We start from the raw sequence: 16,613 nt of genomic DNA on the forward strand, positions 1-16,613 counted from the left end.
ATATAACAATAAAAACTTGTATCACTAACAAATAACGATTGTTTCTATTTGTTAGACCAAATGCTTAAGCTTATTCCATCAAGTTAATTCAGCGGTTGGAGATAAAAATGAAAACAGTAATTTTAATTGGTGCTCTAGGTAAAATGGGTCAAGCAGCGCTTACAGGTCTTAGTAATCATAAGGTTATCACCGCTGGTCGTTCTGGCGATGTAGACCACATTGTTGATATTACCGACGAAAAATCCATTGAGGCGCTGTACGAAAAAGTAGGGCATTTTGATGCTGTTGTTAATACCGTTGGCGTTTGTGAATACGCTGATTTTACCGAGATGACAGAAGCGCAATGGATGACAACAGTCATGAGCAAAATGATGGGGCAAATTAACCTCGTTCGGATTGGTCAGCAGTACATTGCCGATGGTGGTTCATTTACGTTAATCAGTGGCATTTTGAACATTAAGCCAATTCCGTACGCTATTGCAGATGCAACAACAAGCGGTGCGATTGATACCTTCGTTAAATGTGTTGCTTATGAAATGCCAAGAAACACTCGAATCAATGTGGTAAACCCAACGGTTCTAGCAGAAGCGTGGGATGTTTACGGCGACATGATGCCTGGATTTGAGCCTGTACCTAGTACGTTAGTTGGTAAAGCATTTGAGCGTTCGGTTGATGGGTTTATTACTGGTGAAGTTATAGTTGTAGACGCTTAATCGTATACAGTGTAAGCCCTAACATGGGTTAGAGGCTCGTATATAGGTGTTTATACGTTACATAACCATGATAAAGCGGTTTTCAAGAAACTCTGTTCCATCAATACTTCCAGTAACTAACAAACGAATTGCACCTCGTTGCCCTTCATTCACGGTTGCTTTTACGGTATGTGATAACTGGTCAATGATTAACAACGCATCGTCACCTGCAATCTTAACTCTAGGGTTTGGTACTAGCTTGATGGCCAGTGAATCGATTTCACGATGCGTTTCAATTTGAATATCAAATTCAACGTTGCCGTTCTCGCCTTCAACCAAGGTTGGCACATGAAGTGATGTATTATGCGGCATTCCTTGTGGGGAAAGGAAGTCACCGTGAAATCGCTCATCAAGGCAAGCATAGGCTTGAAATGAAGCAACGAAGAAGAAAAAGATAATTAAATTTTTCATGTATTACAGCTTATTTTGAGTGGGGATGAATGCGAAACAAGCGATCTTGTTCGAGAAGAATCAAGATCGCATAATTTATTGTTGCAGTGGACTACATCAATGATAAATACACAGGATTACTATAGAACCAGACATCTTGATAAGTGCGTTTATTTACACGATTACGAAATGCGAGATCGCTCTCATCAGTGTCTTTCTCTAGGCCAAGCCATCTTTGGGGCTCACCATCAATAGTTAGTCCGTCAACGTTATAATCTAATGAAGTGCCTCGTAGTCGGTAATATTCATTACGAGCAGCTTCAAATGTGTATGACATTGTGAAGAAACCGTTGTTATCAACTTTCCAGTCACTCTTTGTGAAGCTTTTAACCACTTTAGCATCTGAGTTATTGGCACTGTCGTATTTAGGCGAGTCGGCATCAATCATACCAGTCACTGCACCTGCAATCAGATCGACATGGTGTACGCCTGGGTTATCACCAATGCCAAAGTAACCATCACCGGCTGAGATTTCTAGGTTATTACTTTCTGGGCTCTTGAAACGAACAGTGATCGTTACTTTATCGCCAGAAGAAGCGTGAACCTCGTCTCCCATTGATGCTTGTTCACCATTAGTGCTAATCGTAAAATCTAAGGCATTAATTAAATCACCATAGGCAGCAAAGCTTTGTCCTGAACGAAGACCTTCTAGGATTGCTTGCTCATCTTCACCCTTAACGAAAGTGTAGTTCTTCGCGTATTCTCCTGGATAGTAGCTACTAGTATAGGGTTCGCGAATTTTGAAGTGATGATCGGAATTGGCGACATTCCAGATCTTACGCCCCTCACTTAGCAGATCATCCCACCAACCACCTACTTTAGCGACTACTGGGTCTACGCCACCAAATACACCAGCGCTTCCACCTGAAAGGGAATAATCGCCACGGCCATTACCAAACTGCCCACCAACCATACCTTCAATAAGGAAGAAAACATCAGGTGCAGCATTGTTTAGATCGCGAATATCCGCAATGGTGTAACTATTTTCATAACGAAGAGGGTGGTTTAGCAATCCATAGCTAGAACCTGAATAGTTCTCTTGTAGCCATGCGAGTGCTTTAATCGCGTCTTGATGTTTACCTGCTTGATCTTTATCTTCACCGTTATAACGTTTAATACCTAACTCATCCCACCTTGCAATATCTGCAGAGTCAAAAAGGTCAACGCTGTTTTGATAGCTAAACTTGTATTCAAACAGTTTAACGGCTTCTAGGATTGTTTCTTGTTGTTCTGGTGAACCAATAATACCGATATTGTAGTGCTCGTGCCCCGGCATATCCCACTCGAACGTGGTATTTATTATTTTATCTGCGTAGAGCCTGTTTTTTAGATACTTAATTTCAGGCAATTCGTACTTACGCATTGCCTCATAATAGAGTTGTTTACCAACATCATTATCTTGATGATCTTGGCTGCTATCACGCATGTGGTTAGAGAAGAAAACATAATCAAGGTTGAATTCATCAAAGGCGTGATAAAGAATATCAACCATTGTATCTCGAGCATCTGACGAAACGGTACTGTGAACGTGTAAATCCCCAGACATCCAGCGCCCAGTAGGCGTAACTTTGTCATCAGTTGAGTTGGAACTAGAATTACAACCTGCAAGTAAAACCGACATTATACATAAAGCAGTTTTACGCATTTTAATGTTATTAATGAACATACACACCTCATAATTATCTGACTCACAAAATAAGGTGAATCCATTAAGGTTTAATTTCAGTGATATTTCATTTTCGCGACTGACTAAATAGTAATCTATGTATATAAAGTTATGACTGTAATGGCAAGATTTAAAGCAGGAAGATACTAATACAGCAATTGATTAAGATGCATTATTAATGCTAAGTAATTTAACACCGACTACATGACGTGTAGAAAGGGAAATAAAAAAGCTGCAAGGAAGCTGCGCCTTCACTCTACTGTCTCGGCTAAATATAAACGTATTTGGCGACATTTAATTGCTATTAATTAAACCAGATCGACCAAATTAACTCAGACTTAAATAAAAATTCAGAATATTTTCTTTTTGTTGTATCGCTTCAATTCACAAGTACTGGGTTTGCCATCATGGCTAGGTTTTTATTAACTTCCGCGCAGACAAGTATTTATCGCATTGAGAATAGAAGCAGGATCACGATGACGCCACGTAAATTTGCAGTTGATGACGGCTCAACCAACGTTAAAGTGAGTTGGATTGAAAATGGTGAACTACATACCGTTATTTCCCCGAACTCGTTTCGTAAGAACTGGAAGAGTGCTGCGTTAAGAAAAGATAAAAAGATCTTTAACTACACGATTGGCTCGACCAAATATACCTACGACATGACATCCGACAAGGCATTGGAAACGACACACGTTGATTACCAGTATGATGATTTGAATCTACTATCTGTGCATCATGCCTTGCTACAAACAGGGGTTGTACCTGGACCGGTCAAGCTGGTGGTTACACTACCAATTACTGAGTATTACAACGCTGAAGACTGCCAGAAAAACGAAGATAAAATTGCTCGTAAGCGTGATAATCTTATGCGCCAAATCGAATTAAATAAAGGCGACCTGTTCGACATTATTGATGTTGAAGTAATGCCAGAAAGCCTACCAGCTGTCCTTTCAACGCTTACCATGCAGGCTGTTAGTCAGTTTAACCGTTCGTTAGTCGTCGACATCGGCGGTACTACACTCGATATGGGGGTGATTGTCGGTGAATTCGATGATGTATCCGCTATATACGGTAATAATGAAATTGGCGTTTCTATGGTGACCGATGTGGCTCGCAAATCACTTGCTGTAGCAGACAGTGATTCAAGTTACCTAGTGGCGAACGAATTAATAAAACAACGTGGAAATCTCGACTTTGTACGAGACGTTGTAAATGATGAAAGCCAGATACCGCTTATTCTTGAAAAGATTGAAACTAAAATCGATGAACTTGGCAAGCAGGTTGCGTATGAAGCGAAGAAATTTGCGAAAAACCCGAACCGAGTATACCTCGTTGGTGGTGGCGCAAGCTTAATTTATCCAGCGGTGAAAAAAGCCTATGAAACCCTAGGTGATCGCGTTGTGCTAGTCGACACTCCACAAGAAGCGTTGGCTCGTGAGCTTTGTCTGTATCATGCAGATGGTGAAGCGGTAAACATGCCAGAACAAGAGGCGGTGAATGTCTAATCGTCTAAAGCGTATCAGCTATTCGATTTTTCTAGACCCACTGAATAACCCTGCAGATCTTTACGCCAGTAAAGTGCTACATCAGTGGGCTGAAGAATTAACGAGGCTAAACACAGCAACAGGTAATGAAAACAGCGTAGCTTTACACAATGCGACACATGTACATAAGCAAGTGTACTTAAGTGGGTTGTTTTTACATTTGCTGAATCCTGAACTCTCACAGCAACTGAGTGTGCAGCTAACAGAAGCACAAGTAACCGAATTTACCTTAGGTAACACACTTAAAGGTTTGGGGTATAACAGTGCAAGCAGCGATTCAGCAGCAGGCAATGCCGATCAAGCTGAGTTGTTTGAGATGCTTAAAAATTCTATTTGTCAGCAAGTTAAAGACGAGTCAGCCTTAACGCGTGAGCAGCTTGGCTCAACGCCTGTTTCATCATTATTGATTGAAACTGAAAATGTTATTGGCGCAGTTTCTGATGCGATGTCGACGACGGCAGAACAAAATAGCCAGTTAATCAATATGATTGATTCTCAGGCGAAAGAGCTGGCAGAATTAAAAACAATGTTGGCATCTCAACAGGCGTTGATAAGAAATTTATCGAAAAATACGGTTGGTACCAAAGCTAATTCAGAGCAAGAAGAGGCTGAACCTGTTATCGATTTAAATGAGCGTCTAGCGCATGTTCAAAAGATTAAAAAGAAAGGCATTTTTTAATTAACTAACGCGTTTGCACTAATCTAGATTGATAGCACTCTAAGGATCTGACTTTGTCAGATCCTTTTTTTATGGTTGAAAATCATACTAATAGTGTATTGGAGTTGATATTTTCATCTTTACGTGCAAACTTGTTGATACTATCAACAAGTTTGAGTTGGATTTATGTCATCAGTAAAACAAATTAGGAGCGAGTTACGTTACTTAGTCCGAGAGCTAGGTTTGCTTGATAAGAATTGCTTAAATTCAGGTATGTCGCTTACGCAATCGCACCTTTTAACCTACCTACGAAAAAATGGGCAAACACCCTTTTCAGAGTTATGTCTTCAGCTGAATATCGAAAAAGCGTCGCTTAGCAGAACATTGAATACGCTGGTAGAGAAAGAATATGTGGAGGTGTTACCAAGCCCAAGTGATAAGCGACAGAAGATCTTAGCGTTAAGATCTGAGGGTTTAGATAGGCTAAAAGAAGCCGACAATGCAGCCAATGCTGAAGTGTCTCAAATGCTAGGTTTACTTGATTCAGAAGAAATACAAGATGTCATTCATGGTTTAAGAACGCTTAGGCTGAGTGCCTTCCGTAAAAATGCGACCAATAACAAAGCACGAGTTCAAATTGAAGAGTTAACGCCTATATACAGTGCTGAAATCGACGCTCTGCTAAGTGATACATTCTCCGGTGAGCAAAGTATTCCACAGCATTTAGTGCCACTTTCAGCTGATATTCCTCAAAAGTGGTGGATTGCACGTTCAGGCGAGTATGTTTTAGGGGCCGTCGCGTGTTGGGAGGAGAGTGGGGTATGGCACTGGGGACGTTTTGTTGTAGACAATCGATTTCGAGGGCTTGGAATTGGTAAGTCCCTTGCTCATCACTCTTTAGGTAACATGCTCGTAGAAGAAGATGAAATTTTAATCGATGCTCGCGATACAACAGTCAGTATTGTAAAAGAGATCGGTGCAGAAGTACTGGGGGCGAAAAAAGATTTCTATGGCATGCCAGTAACGCCAATGCGTATAACAAAAATAGGGTATCAGCATGCGATGAAATCAAAAGAAATTCAAACGGCAGTACTTATCTAGTGGGTATGATGTAACGAGTTGATAGAAGCAGCTCTCGTTTAGCTAATCAGCTCAGCAGAACTAAAGCAAAGCCTCTAGCTTAGTTCTGCCCCAAAGTGAGTTAGCGAGTCGGTACCGAACTGGATACTAATGAACTTTCCCCTTTAAAGTTAGAACTAAAGTTATCTTCTTTAACCCCAATAACCAACGTAGATCGTTCCCCCGCCATGGCTTAAACAGATCACAATTTTTCGTAATGCTATTTAATTTAGTTTGAAAATTCCACTATGTGGAAATCTAATTTCACCAAATGGAATCGAGATTGCGATCACAATTACAACATTCGTAAAACACTATATTAGCTTTACTGACAATTTGATTAGAAGAGTAGTGATGAGCCAGAATCAGTCTGTGGTCAAAGCGATTAGTATTATTGATGCGGTTGCAATGGGGGACCGAAATCTAAAAGCAATTTCTGAAAGAGTGGAGATACCGACCACTACCGTTCATAGAATGCTACAAACACTGATCTCTCAACATCTCATTCGTGATGTTAAAGGTATAGGTTTTACTCTAGGTACGAAGCTCATCACTTTAGGAAACATTGCAACACAATCAATGCCTCTGAAACATATAGCAAGACCGTTTCTAGAAGAATTAAAAAACCTAACGAATGATACGGTTCATTTAGGCATAAAAGATGAAGACCAGATATTTTATCTAGACAAGATTCCTGGAAATAGAACCATTCAGTTACGCTCTAAAGTTGGAGACCGACTTCCAATTGCAGTAACGGGAATTGGTAAATCATTAATGATAGATATGCCTAAAACGGAATGCCATCGATTAATTAAAGAACAGATACCCAATAAAACGGAAGAGATGATAAGTCGAATGGAATCTTATTCCCGTGGTGGTTATAGCTTTGACTTAGAAGACAATGAAGATTTTGTTCGTTGTGTTGCTGCACCTATTAGAAATAAGACAGGTAATATTATAGCGGCTATCTCAGTGACGAGTATTAAAGATTATATGGATGAACAGAGAATGAATGAACTTATCCCTATAATTCAAAGTTACAGTGAAAGAATTTCAGAACAAATAAATTAAGAATTAATTAACACTATCCGTGTTAATTACATAATGGGCCGTTTAATTAGTTTTAATGATATTTAATGTCATAAACTAATTAAGCACCTCAATATAAATACCTCATGAAGCCAAAGAAGCTTCTCCCTACCATAATAAGGTTATGATAATGAATAAACTTTTTAAAAATGTATTGATGTCTGCTGTTATCGCGAGCGCATCGATTGCTACGACTGTAGGCGCTACTTCTACTTACCCTGATGCACCAGTAAAAGTCATTGTTCCGTACTCTGCGGGTGGTGGTTCAGATAGTGTAAGTCGTGCACTGGTAGAAGCACTTAAAGATAAGTTTCCAGAAGGCATCGCGGCAGAAAACCGTACAGGTGGAGCGGGTGCTATTGGTATGTCTTATGCTCAAAATAGTAAACCTGATGGCCGAACGATCGGTATGGTTGCGCCTGAGCTTGTGATGCTTCCGCACCAAGGTTACGGATCGAACCTTGACTACGCAAAGCTAACGCCGCTTGCGATTGTAAACTCTGGCTACGCAGCAATCACGGTACCTGCTGATTCGCCGTATGAAACGCTAGAAGACCTTATTAAAGCCTCTAAAGACAACAATCTACTGTTTGGTAACTCTGGTGCAGGTAGTATTTGGCATCTTGCTGGCGCGGGCTTAGAGGTAAAAGCCGATACACAATTTACACACGTCCCTTATAAAGGCTCCTCTGCGGCAATCACAGCTTTACTTGGTAAACACTTAGACGCGGTTTCAGTTTCCTATGCAGAAGTAGCATCTCAAGTCGAAGCGGGAGCGTTGCGTTCACTAGCTGTTTTAGCGCCTAACCGTTTAAAAGATGCGCCTAACGTTCCTACTGCACAAGAACTGGGCTACGACGTAGAGATTGGCACGTGGCGTGGTTTCATGGTTCCTAAAGGTACACCACAATCAACGGTTGATTTCTTGACTGATGCAATTTTAGAAGCCGTTGAAACTGACACATTTAAAACATTTATGGCAAACACAAACAATGATATTGAAATCATTAAATCAGATGAGTTTGCGAAAAAATTAGAGCGTGAAGATATTTTCTTCAAAGAACTCATTACTAAACTAGAGCTTAACTAAGCAATACCTGTGAAGCTTATTCTTTAACGAATAAGCTTCACAAATGTAGGGGCGATAATTATGCGTAAAGCTCATTTAATTTCAGCTGTAATTTTTATTTTTTTCTCTCTTATGGCTTTATATCTATCGAACGAATTGCCAAATTCTCGTAGAGGTGTTCCTGGCCCAGCAGTATGGCCCATGATTATCTCTTGTGCCATATTGATATCAGGTTGTATTTTATTTATTAAAACGTTTAGAAAAACAGATAGCGAACCATTAGAGCTTCTTAATCGCGATAATATAAGAGTTTATATAACAATGGGAATTCTCGTTGGTTATTTGATTCTTATGAATACGATTGGTTTTGTAGTGACATCGTTAGCATTAATATTTGGACTGTTTACTTGGTTTAGTGATATTCCAGTAATTAAACGAATGTTATTTTCAATCGCCATCGTTGGCATGGTGTACGGCGTATTTAACTATGCACTCAATGTCCCATTCCGGTTTGGAATCTTGTTTTAAGGAATATATAACGTGTTAATTGAAGCATTAGACTTGGTATTACAGCCAAACGTCATTTTATATCTTCTAGTAGGCGTTGCAGGTGGCATGTGTATTGGTTGCCTACCGGGATTAACAACCACGATGGGTGTTGCACTTGTACTGCCGTTAACGTTTGGGATGGATGCCGTTCCAAGTATTCTTTTGTTGATTGGTGTGTATGTTGGTGCGGTTTATGGTGGTTCATTATCGGCAATACTGCTGAATACCCCAGGAACACCAGCATCTGCGGCGACCGCTCTTGACGGCTATAAAATGGCGTCACGGGGCGAGGCTGGTCGAGCGCTGGGGATCTCAACGATCAGCTCATTCATTGGTGGGTTAATTAGCTGTATTTTCCTAATTTTGATCGCACCAGTATTAGCTGACTTTGCTCTTAAGTTCAGCGCTCCAGAGTTTTTTATGCTGGCTGTATTTGGCTTGTGCATTATTTCATCAATATCAGGTAAATCCATATTCTTGGGTTTGATCAGTGGTTTCATTGGTATGTTCATCGCCACGATCGGGCTGGATGATATCACGGGTAGTATGCGTTTTACTTTTGACAATATTAACTTGTATTCCGGCATCAATTTCATACCAGTCATGATTGGCCTATTTGCTATGTCTCAGGCATTTATTGGCGTTGAGCAAATTGGTGTTAAAAGTAAAGCCACAGGAAAAATTAAACGTGTCATCCCAAAAGGTTCAGATTGGAAAGTCATTTTTAAAAATGGTGTTCCATTTGGTAGCTTGGGTGCGTTTATCGGAACCATTCCTGGTGTTGGTGCTGACATTGCTTCATTCATTGCCTATGGACAAGCGAAGAGTATTTCTAAAAAGCCTGAAGAGTTTGGTAAAGGATCACCAGAAGGGGTCTCTGCTCCGGAAGCGGCAAACAATGGCGTAACTGGGGGGGCGTTAATCCCGATGCTATGTCTCGGGGTACCCGGGGATGCTGTCGCGGCAATTATGATTGGTTCTTTAACTGTTCAAGGTATTCAGCCTGGCCCGTTACTATTCCAAAACGATGCATCAACGGTCTACGCCATTTTTATTGGTTTATTGATCGCTAACGTGTTCATGCTAATTCTAGGTTTGAGCTCAGTTCGAATTTTCACAAAGGTTCTGTCTGTCCCTAAACCGGTGTTAGTACCAACCATAATGCTACTGTGTTTTGTGGGTAGTTATGCCTTAAACAACAATATGTTTGATGTTGCTGTGATGCTGTTTTTCGGTGTAGTAGGGTACTTTTTCCAAAAACTCGATATATCCGCTTCTCCTCTCATTTTAGGTTTGATATTAGGCCCAATGGCCGAAAGTAACTTCAGACGAGCGCTGCTGATGTCTCGAGGCGACTACTCAACATTCTTATCTACCGGAATTTGTTGGGCTTTCTTCACTCTTATTATCATTTCACTGCTATTCCCAATAATCAAAAACAGAATGTTGAAGAAGCAGAATAACAATGTAAATACACATGGCTTTGAGAGAAATTAATGAAAATTATAGACGTAATTCCACACGCAATTTCAGTACCGCTAGACAATCCATTTTATTTTTCTCAAGGATGGGCTAAAAATCGAAGCGCGGTTATTGTTGAAATTGTTACTGACGAAGGTGTGATTGGTTTTGGTGAATCGCTTTGTCATGGGCTTCAAAGCCCAATGATCGCCGCTTCAATTATTGAACATAGTTATAAGCCTTTGTTAATAGGGCGCGACCCTTTTGATGTCGAATGCTTATGGGAAGAAATGTATAACCTTTGTCGACCATTTGGACAAAGTGGCGCAACGATCAATGCTGTGAGCGGTGTCGATATTGCGCTCTGGGATATTATCGGTAAGGCCCTTAACAAGCCGATTCATAAATTACTAGGCGGTGCCTTTAGAAGTGAAGTTACCCCTTACGCAACGGGATTCTACCGTGTCGCTGATGGTAACTATCCTCAAGATTCAAAAGAAGAAGCAAAGCAACATATTAAGAATGGATTCAGAGCCTTTAAATTAAAAATCGGCTTTGGGATCGAAGAAGATATCAAGCTGATTAAAGCTGTGCGTGAAACAGTAGGTGATGACATAAAAATCATGGCTGATGCCAATGGTGCTTATAACGTAGCTCAGGCGCGTAAGCTTATTAATGAAACTGAAAAGTACAATTTACACTTCCTTGAAGAACTACTTGCTCCTGAAGATATCGACGGTTACAGCGAAATAAAATCAAACTCACCAACGGCTATTGCGGCAGGCGAACAAGTGTTTGGCAAGATGGGCTATCGCCCATGGTTTGAAAAGCGTTCGCTAGACATCATCCAGCCTGATTTATGTTCAAGCGGTGGTTTTACCGAATGTAAAAAAATCGCCGCAATGGCGCAAGCTAGTCATACAACACTGATCCCTCATGTATGGGGTTCGGGTATCGGTATTGCTGCGTCACTACAATTTATCGCGTCTATTCCGTGTAATCCATTATCTCTGAACCCGACTGAGCCCATGCTTGAGTTTGATCAGTCATCTCATCCGTTTAGAAAAGATCTCATTTGTGATGGCATTCATTACGAAGATGGAAAAGTCACCATTCCAACGAAACCGGGTATCGGTGTGGATGTCGATATGGACATTATTAAGCAATACAAAATTAATTGATTAGTGAGTTCTAACAATATGTTATCAAAAAAAGATATTGAGTTTCTTATTGTAGATTGGGGCACGACTAACTTTCGAGCGTTTGCAATTAATCATGAAAATAAAGTCCATGCGCACATTGAATTACCAATGGGATTGAAACAAGTCACCGACAATGAATTTGCAAGTGTGCTTGAGCAAGAGTTGAAAGCTTGGATTTCAGATTACCAAGAGCTGCCTATTTATATGGCGGGAATGGTAGGCAGCGCTAATGGGTGGGTAAACGTTCCTTATGTCAGTACCCCAACGAGCGTAAGCAAATTGGCTGATAAAACACACAGGTTTACTCTGCCTTGGGGAGCCATGGCTTATATCGTTCCTGGTATTAGCCATAAGACCGGTAATGGCGAATTTGATGTAATGCGAGGTGAGGAGGTTCAAGTCTTTGGTCTTATTAATAAGCTAAACAGTGACTCCTTTACTGCTGTTTTACCTGGTACACATAGCAAACACGTTATCGTTCAAAATGATGAACTTGTGCTGTTCGATTCCTTCATGACGGGAGAACTATTCTCGGTGATCAGAGAGCACACCATTATAGGTCGAGATCTTCCAGAGCAAAAACAATCACATACTGCATTCGTTAAAGGCGTGTTGTCTGGACAAAATGGTGGGGCGACGAGCCAAATATTTAAAGCAAGAACCGGAAAAATATTTACCCAAATAGAAGAGACGGAAGTGGATGACTTTCTGTCTGGAATTCTGATTGGAAGTGAATTGAAAGAACTTGTTAGCGAATCGACCTACTTAGTTGGAAACGGAAAGCTATGTAACCGCTATCAAATTGCGTGTGAAACCACTCATAAAGTGAGTGAGTTCTTTAACGGCGATGAATGCTTTATTGATGGCATGCTACTAATAAAACAGGAAATTGGAAATGACACAGCAATTTAATCCTAAAACAGATGTTCCTCTTATTGCTATTTTACGCGGCATAGAACCTAAAGACGCACTTCGTGTAGGTCACATCCTTATTGATAGTGGCTTTAAAGCCATTGAAGTGCCATTAAACTCACCCGATGCGTTGAAAAGCATTGAGCTGATGGTTAAAGAGTTTGGAAACCAGTATTTAGTCGGAGCAGGAACCGTAACAACCCCCGAACTTGCCAAACAAGTTATCGCTACGGGAGCCAAGCTAATTGTTACACCAAACTACAACGAAGACGTAATTAAACTGGGTATCGAAGCGGGCTGTCAGGTCTATCCAGGAGTGATTACTCCAACGGAGGCATTTAATGCGCTAGAGGCTGGAGCGAGTGGTATTAAGCTATTCCCTGTCACAGTGCTCGGCACCAATGGGGTCAAAGCATTAAAGTCTGTTTTACCTAAAGAGACACTCTGTTTTGCTGTCGGCGGCATTAACCCTGAGGTTAACAGCATGAAGCCATACCTAGATATTGGCATTGATGGTTTTGGGTTAGGAGCTTCGTTGTATTCTCCTGATCTTTCAGATGAAGAAATTAGACAAAACGCGCAGATGTTTATCAAATCTTATAACGAAGCAAACTCAAAAGAAGGGTAATTATGGCGACTTATTTAATCACAGGTGCAAGCACAGGAATTGGTGCAGAGACTGCGAAGCTACTTGCTGAAAACAATGATTTAATTCTTACTTATTGCCATTCTTCTGATGAGGCTTTCACTTTACAATCGGTTTTATTGCAAGACTATCAAGCTAAGAGCGTTAACTTCATCAAGGCGAATTTGAGCACGGAAGAAGGGTGTATTGAACTCTTTGAACAAGTGGCTGGTATGACGGATAAACTTGATGCGTTGATCAATAATGCGGGTGGAATGGTGACGAGGGAAAGTATTGATAACTTTAGTTGGCAAACAATGGAGTCAATTTTTAACTTGAACACGTTTAGCCTATTTAAAGTGACCTCTCTAGCTCTTCCACTATTAAAGAAATCAGACGCTCCTAGTATCGTGAATTTAACCTCGATAGCATCAAGACTTGGTGGCCCTGGAACCACTTTATATGCAGCCGCAAAGGGGGCGGTAGATACCTTCACAAGAGGAGCGGCTAGAGAACTTGCACCCGAGATCAGAGTGAACTCAGTCTCTCCTGGAATAATAGAGACTCCATTTCATGAAAAAATGAGCTCCAACCAGCAGGTTTTAGAGTGGCGTGAAAATAACCCATTAAAACGAAACGGAACTGCTTATGATGTTGCTTCTGCTATAAAGTTTTGTATAGAGAACACATTTGTAAACGGCGAATCAATTGATGTGAATGGCGGACTTCACACTCGATAAATCTGATTGCTGTTTTTACCAAATCATCAGGGCTAGAGTGAAAACCTCTAGCTTATTTTTGTCCAAATATAGCTTAATGTGCTGGCTCTATATCTGTGAAGATAAGTACTCTGTTGCTATTAATATCCCTAAGGGAGAATCTCATGAAAGTATTAATATGATCGTAAAGCTTCCTCGCTGATTTAGCATTTGGTTAGTCATTGTCCAGCAGCGTATAAAATCTAACCTGCACTGTAAAATGTCGGTTAAATCTCTGACTTTTTAACATTTTACATATTTAGTCGTTTTACTATTTCGACTTTGTATTGCAGTGGAAATAGAATGAAAAAGATAATTACTCTGATGTTGGCTTTTGGGATGTTTGCTTCGATGGCTGTCAAAGCGGAAACCGGCATTGGTTTGTCTGTTGGTGACCCTTTCTGGGGAGTCGATATGAAACATAACGGCTTTAGAGTCAATGTAAGCCTTGATGATCAGTTTGGTATCGGTGTGAATAAAACATATGCGGTACAAGGAACACCTTTATACCTATTCCTTGGTGGTCAGTATGTGGATAGAAATAAACACTATGTCGCGGTAACGCCGGGTATTGGTGCAGAGTTCCGCGTTAAACCAATGGGCTTTTATGTTGATTTAACCCCAGCCATCTACTTGGATGAACTCGATATTGAGCTGGAAGCAAGAGCTGGTTTTCGAATCTACTTTTAAGGTTCAAGCATAGTTTTTATTATAAACAGTCACCTGAATGTGTTTCTTCTTTCAAATTTCGTTGTGCAACCCTTAAACCCTCGCCCTATGGTGAGGGTATAAAAGAGAAGCTTACAAATGTGGTGACTGCATTTAAGTGAAAGATCTTAGTTGTTTCTGTTCAACAATGTGCGACATAATTAAACGAGTGTGGGTTGCCTAATAGTTTGTTTACTATATGTAGCTGCCAACAAAAAATGTTTGAAGGATAGAAATGATGGAAGAGTTGTACTTTGCGGGGGGATGTCTGTGGGGTGTTCAAGAATTTATGAAGACGCTGCCTGGTGTTGTCTCAACAGAAGCTGGGCGCGCGAACGGTTCTACTGACAATACTTTAGGAGAGTATGACGGTTATGCCGAGTGCGTTTGCACCCAGTTTGATCCATCGGTAGTTTCTATTGAACAGCTGATGGATTATTTCTTTGAAATCATTGACCCTTATAGTATTAACAAGCAAGGGGAAGATGTTGGTGAAAAGTATAGAACGGGTATTTACAGCAAGAACCCCAAGCATCTGGCTTTAGTGACTTGCTACCTTCAAGCGCGAGATGATGCTGACAAGATTGCAATTGAGGTGTTGCCGTTAACTAACTATGTAAAAAGTGATGCTGAACATCAAGATAGGCTCACCTTACACCCTAACGATTACTGCCATATACCAAAGAATATCCTGCACAAATATAAAGATGTATAGATACTGGGATATAAAAAACCGACACGCAAGGTGTCGGTTTCATGTTGCTCAAGGCTTTGAAGCTTCTTTTACGACTCTTTTATCAATTTTTCGGTGACGAAAGGGCGATTTCTAGCCAGTAGCCACAAACTCCCGCCAGTGATGCCCACGATAAGTTGAATGATACCGAGATTCTCGATTAAAGAGTCAGGGCGAATAGACACCAATACCATCCCTAGCGAACCAAAAATCATGGCAGAAAATTGGATTAATGCGACAGCAGAACCTGTGTCCTGGTCTTGCTGGTCGAGCATTAAGTTGGTACCCGGTACTCGCATCGTAATGACCATTAAGGTTGCGGGTGCTGCAATAAAGGCAAAAATCAAAGGTGACATGTTGCCAATCGTGATAGTTAGCACGCCTGCTATAGCAAGGAAAAGGAAACAAAGCGTGATGATTTTTTGAACTGGAATGTAGCGAGATAGCCTCATATAAATCGTTGGGCCAAATGAGGCGCATAGCGCATTAAACGCGAAGGCGTAGCTGAATTGCTGTTCTGTGAGCCCAAATCCGTTGATATAGATATACGAACCTGCTGCTAGAAATGCCATCATCGCCATTGGTGTTATGGAAAAAATTGTCAGTAAGGCAACAAACTTTGGGTTTTTTAATACCACTCCGAGTCTTCCCCAAGAACGCAGTATTGAGCCATCGTATTTTGTTTCGAGCGTTTCTTTATAGCAGAGTGCCAATACTGAGGCGAAGGCGCCAAAAATTGCCAGCGCTACAAACATCATTCTCCATGACGCAACTTGAAGTAAAAATGCGCCTAGAACAGGGGCTACCATTGGGGCAATGATAACCAATGACATGATCGTAGCCATGATTTTTTCACGTTCTCGGCCATCATAGAGATCTTTGACAATCGCAGTTGCAACTACCGTGACGGCACTACCAGCAAACGCTTGGAGTACACGTGCGGCAATGAGATGTTCGATATTGCCCGCCAATGCGCAAAAGATACTGGCTAGCATGTAGCCGCCAAGGCCAACTAACAATATTGGCTTACGGCCAAACTTTTCACTTAACGGCCCCCAAAATAGCAAACCTACTGCGTAAGTGACGAAATAGCTGCTTAGCGTTAAGTTCACCATTGCCTGATCGGTGTTGAACACGTTAACCATTTGTGGCAACGCAGGCAAATACAGGTCAATAGTCAGTGGTGGAAAAGCACTGATGATGACGAGGAAAAATAACATCCCGGTTTTACCCAGCACAGATTGTGGCTTTTTCAAATGAAGACTCCCATTTCTATTTCGTCGAGACACTTTACAACTTAAACCTAACTTTAAGT

Annotated in this window: 17 protein-coding genes; 14 read left to right on the plus strand and 3 right to left on the minus strand. The window is 40.9% G+C overall.

From position 1 onward, the window contains the following. Positions 1-107 precede the first annotated feature (107 nt). Entirely contained in the window at positions 108-713 is a 606-nt protein-coding gene (locus L4D09_RS17785; RefSeq protein ID WP_428458859.1) for a short chain dehydrogenase, read from the plus strand. Positions 714-770: 57 nt separating this feature from the next. On the opposite strand, the gene L4D09_RS17790 is transcribed toward L4D09_RS17785, so the two are convergent. Together L4D09_RS17790 and L4D09_RS17795 are read right to left on the minus strand one after the other, a co-directional pair. Next, complete coding sequence (locus L4D09_RS17790) at positions 771-1,163, minus strand: hypothetical protein (protein ID WP_428458860.1); 393 nt, start codon at positions 1,161-1,163, stop codon at positions 771-773. 91 nt (positions 1,164-1,254) lie between these two features. Beyond that, the gene (locus L4D09_RS17795; RefSeq protein ID WP_428458861.1) at positions 1,255-2,868 is read right to left on the minus strand and encodes a hypothetical protein; all 1,614 of its coding nucleotides are present in this window, start codon (positions 2,866-2,868) and stop codon (positions 1,255-1,257) included. 476 nt (positions 2,869-3,344) lie between these two features. Between L4D09_RS17795 and parM the strand changes: the two genes are divergently transcribed. From parM to L4D09_RS17860, 13 genes are all read left to right on the plus strand, one after another. Continuing rightward, the gene (gene parM / locus L4D09_RS17800) at positions 3,345-4,376 is read left to right on the plus strand and encodes a plasmid segregation protein ParM domain-containing protein (RefSeq protein ID WP_428458862.1); all 1,032 of its coding nucleotides are present in this window, start codon (positions 3,345-3,347) and stop codon (positions 4,374-4,376) included. Beyond that, complete coding sequence (locus tag L4D09_RS17805; protein ID WP_428458863.1) at positions 4,369-5,094, plus strand: hypothetical protein; 726 nt, start codon at positions 4,369-4,371, stop codon at positions 5,092-5,094. The genes parM and L4D09_RS17805 overlap by 8 nt, the downstream gene beginning before the upstream one ends. A gap of 165 nt (positions 5,095-5,259) precedes the next feature. Then, a complete protein-coding gene (locus tag L4D09_RS17810) occupies positions 5,260-6,174 on the plus strand; it encodes a GNAT family N-acetyltransferase (RefSeq protein ID WP_428458864.1) in 915 nt (304 codons plus the stop codon). A 372-nt stretch (positions 6,175-6,546) separates the two neighbouring features. Then, on the plus strand, positions 6,547-7,263 hold the full coding sequence (locus tag L4D09_RS17815) for an IclR family transcriptional regulator (protein ID WP_428458865.1): 717 nt from the start codon (positions 6,547-6,549) through the stop codon (positions 7,261-7,263). Between the two features lie 148 nt (positions 7,264-7,411). Next, positions 7,412-8,371, plus strand: coding sequence for a Bug family tripartite tricarboxylate transporter substrate binding protein (locus L4D09_RS17820; RefSeq protein WP_428458866.1), 960 nt, complete (start codon positions 7,412-7,414; stop codon positions 8,369-8,371). A gap of 60 nt (positions 8,372-8,431) precedes the next feature. Further along, positions 8,432-8,878 (plus strand): tripartite tricarboxylate transporter TctB family protein, encoded by a 447-nt coding sequence (locus tag L4D09_RS17825; RefSeq protein ID WP_428458867.1) that lies wholly within the window; start codon positions 8,432-8,434, stop codon positions 8,876-8,878. 3 nt (positions 8,879-8,881) lie between these two features. After that, the gene (locus tag L4D09_RS17830) at positions 8,882-10,396 is read left to right on the plus strand and encodes a tripartite tricarboxylate transporter permease (RefSeq protein WP_428458916.1); all 1,515 of its coding nucleotides are present in this window, start codon (positions 8,882-8,884) and stop codon (positions 10,394-10,396) included. Next, on the plus strand, positions 10,396-11,541 hold the full coding sequence (locus L4D09_RS17835) for a mandelate racemase/muconate lactonizing enzyme family protein (RefSeq protein ID WP_428458868.1): 1,146 nt from the start codon (positions 10,396-10,398) through the stop codon (positions 11,539-11,541). Before L4D09_RS17830 ends, L4D09_RS17835 begins: the two co-directional genes overlap by 1 nt. Positions 11,542-11,559: 18 nt before the next feature. After that, positions 11,560-12,474 carry a 2-dehydro-3-deoxygalactonokinase gene (locus L4D09_RS17840; protein WP_428458869.1) on the plus strand — a complete coding sequence of 305 codons (915 nt, stop codon included), beginning with the start codon at positions 11,560-11,562 and terminating at the stop codon, positions 12,472-12,474. Then, positions 12,458-13,102 carry a 2-dehydro-3-deoxy-6-phosphogalactonate aldolase gene (locus tag L4D09_RS17845; RefSeq protein WP_428458870.1) on the plus strand — a complete coding sequence of 215 codons (645 nt, stop codon included), beginning with the start codon at positions 12,458-12,460 and terminating at the stop codon, positions 13,100-13,102. Before L4D09_RS17840 ends, L4D09_RS17845 begins: the two co-directional genes overlap by 17 nt. A 2-nt stretch (positions 13,103-13,104) precedes the next feature. Continuing rightward, on the plus strand, positions 13,105-13,839 hold the full coding sequence (locus L4D09_RS17850; protein WP_428458871.1) for an SDR family NAD(P)-dependent oxidoreductase: 735 nt from the start codon (positions 13,105-13,107) through the stop codon (positions 13,837-13,839). 321 nt (positions 13,840-14,160) lie between these two features. Further along, positions 14,161-14,547, plus strand: coding sequence for a hypothetical protein (locus L4D09_RS17855; protein ID WP_428458872.1), 387 nt, complete (start codon positions 14,161-14,163; stop codon positions 14,545-14,547). A 256-nt stretch (positions 14,548-14,803) separates the two neighbouring features. Continuing rightward, entirely contained in the window at positions 14,804-15,280 is a 477-nt protein-coding gene (locus L4D09_RS17860; RefSeq protein ID WP_428458917.1) for a peptide-methionine (S)-S-oxide reductase, read from the plus strand. A 68-nt stretch (positions 15,281-15,348) separates the two neighbouring features. Here L4D09_RS17860 and L4D09_RS17865 read toward each other — a convergent pair whose 3' ends face one another. Next, positions 15,349-16,554 (minus strand): multidrug effflux MFS transporter, encoded by a 1,206-nt coding sequence (locus L4D09_RS17865; protein ID WP_489686001.1) that lies wholly within the window; start codon positions 16,552-16,554, stop codon positions 15,349-15,351. Positions 16,555-16,613: the final 59 nt, after the last annotated feature.

The organism is Photobacterium makurazakiensis, assembly GCF_050336715.1.
GTDB lineage: Bacteria > Pseudomonadota > Gammaproteobacteria > Enterobacterales > Vibrionaceae > Photobacterium > Photobacterium makurazakiensis.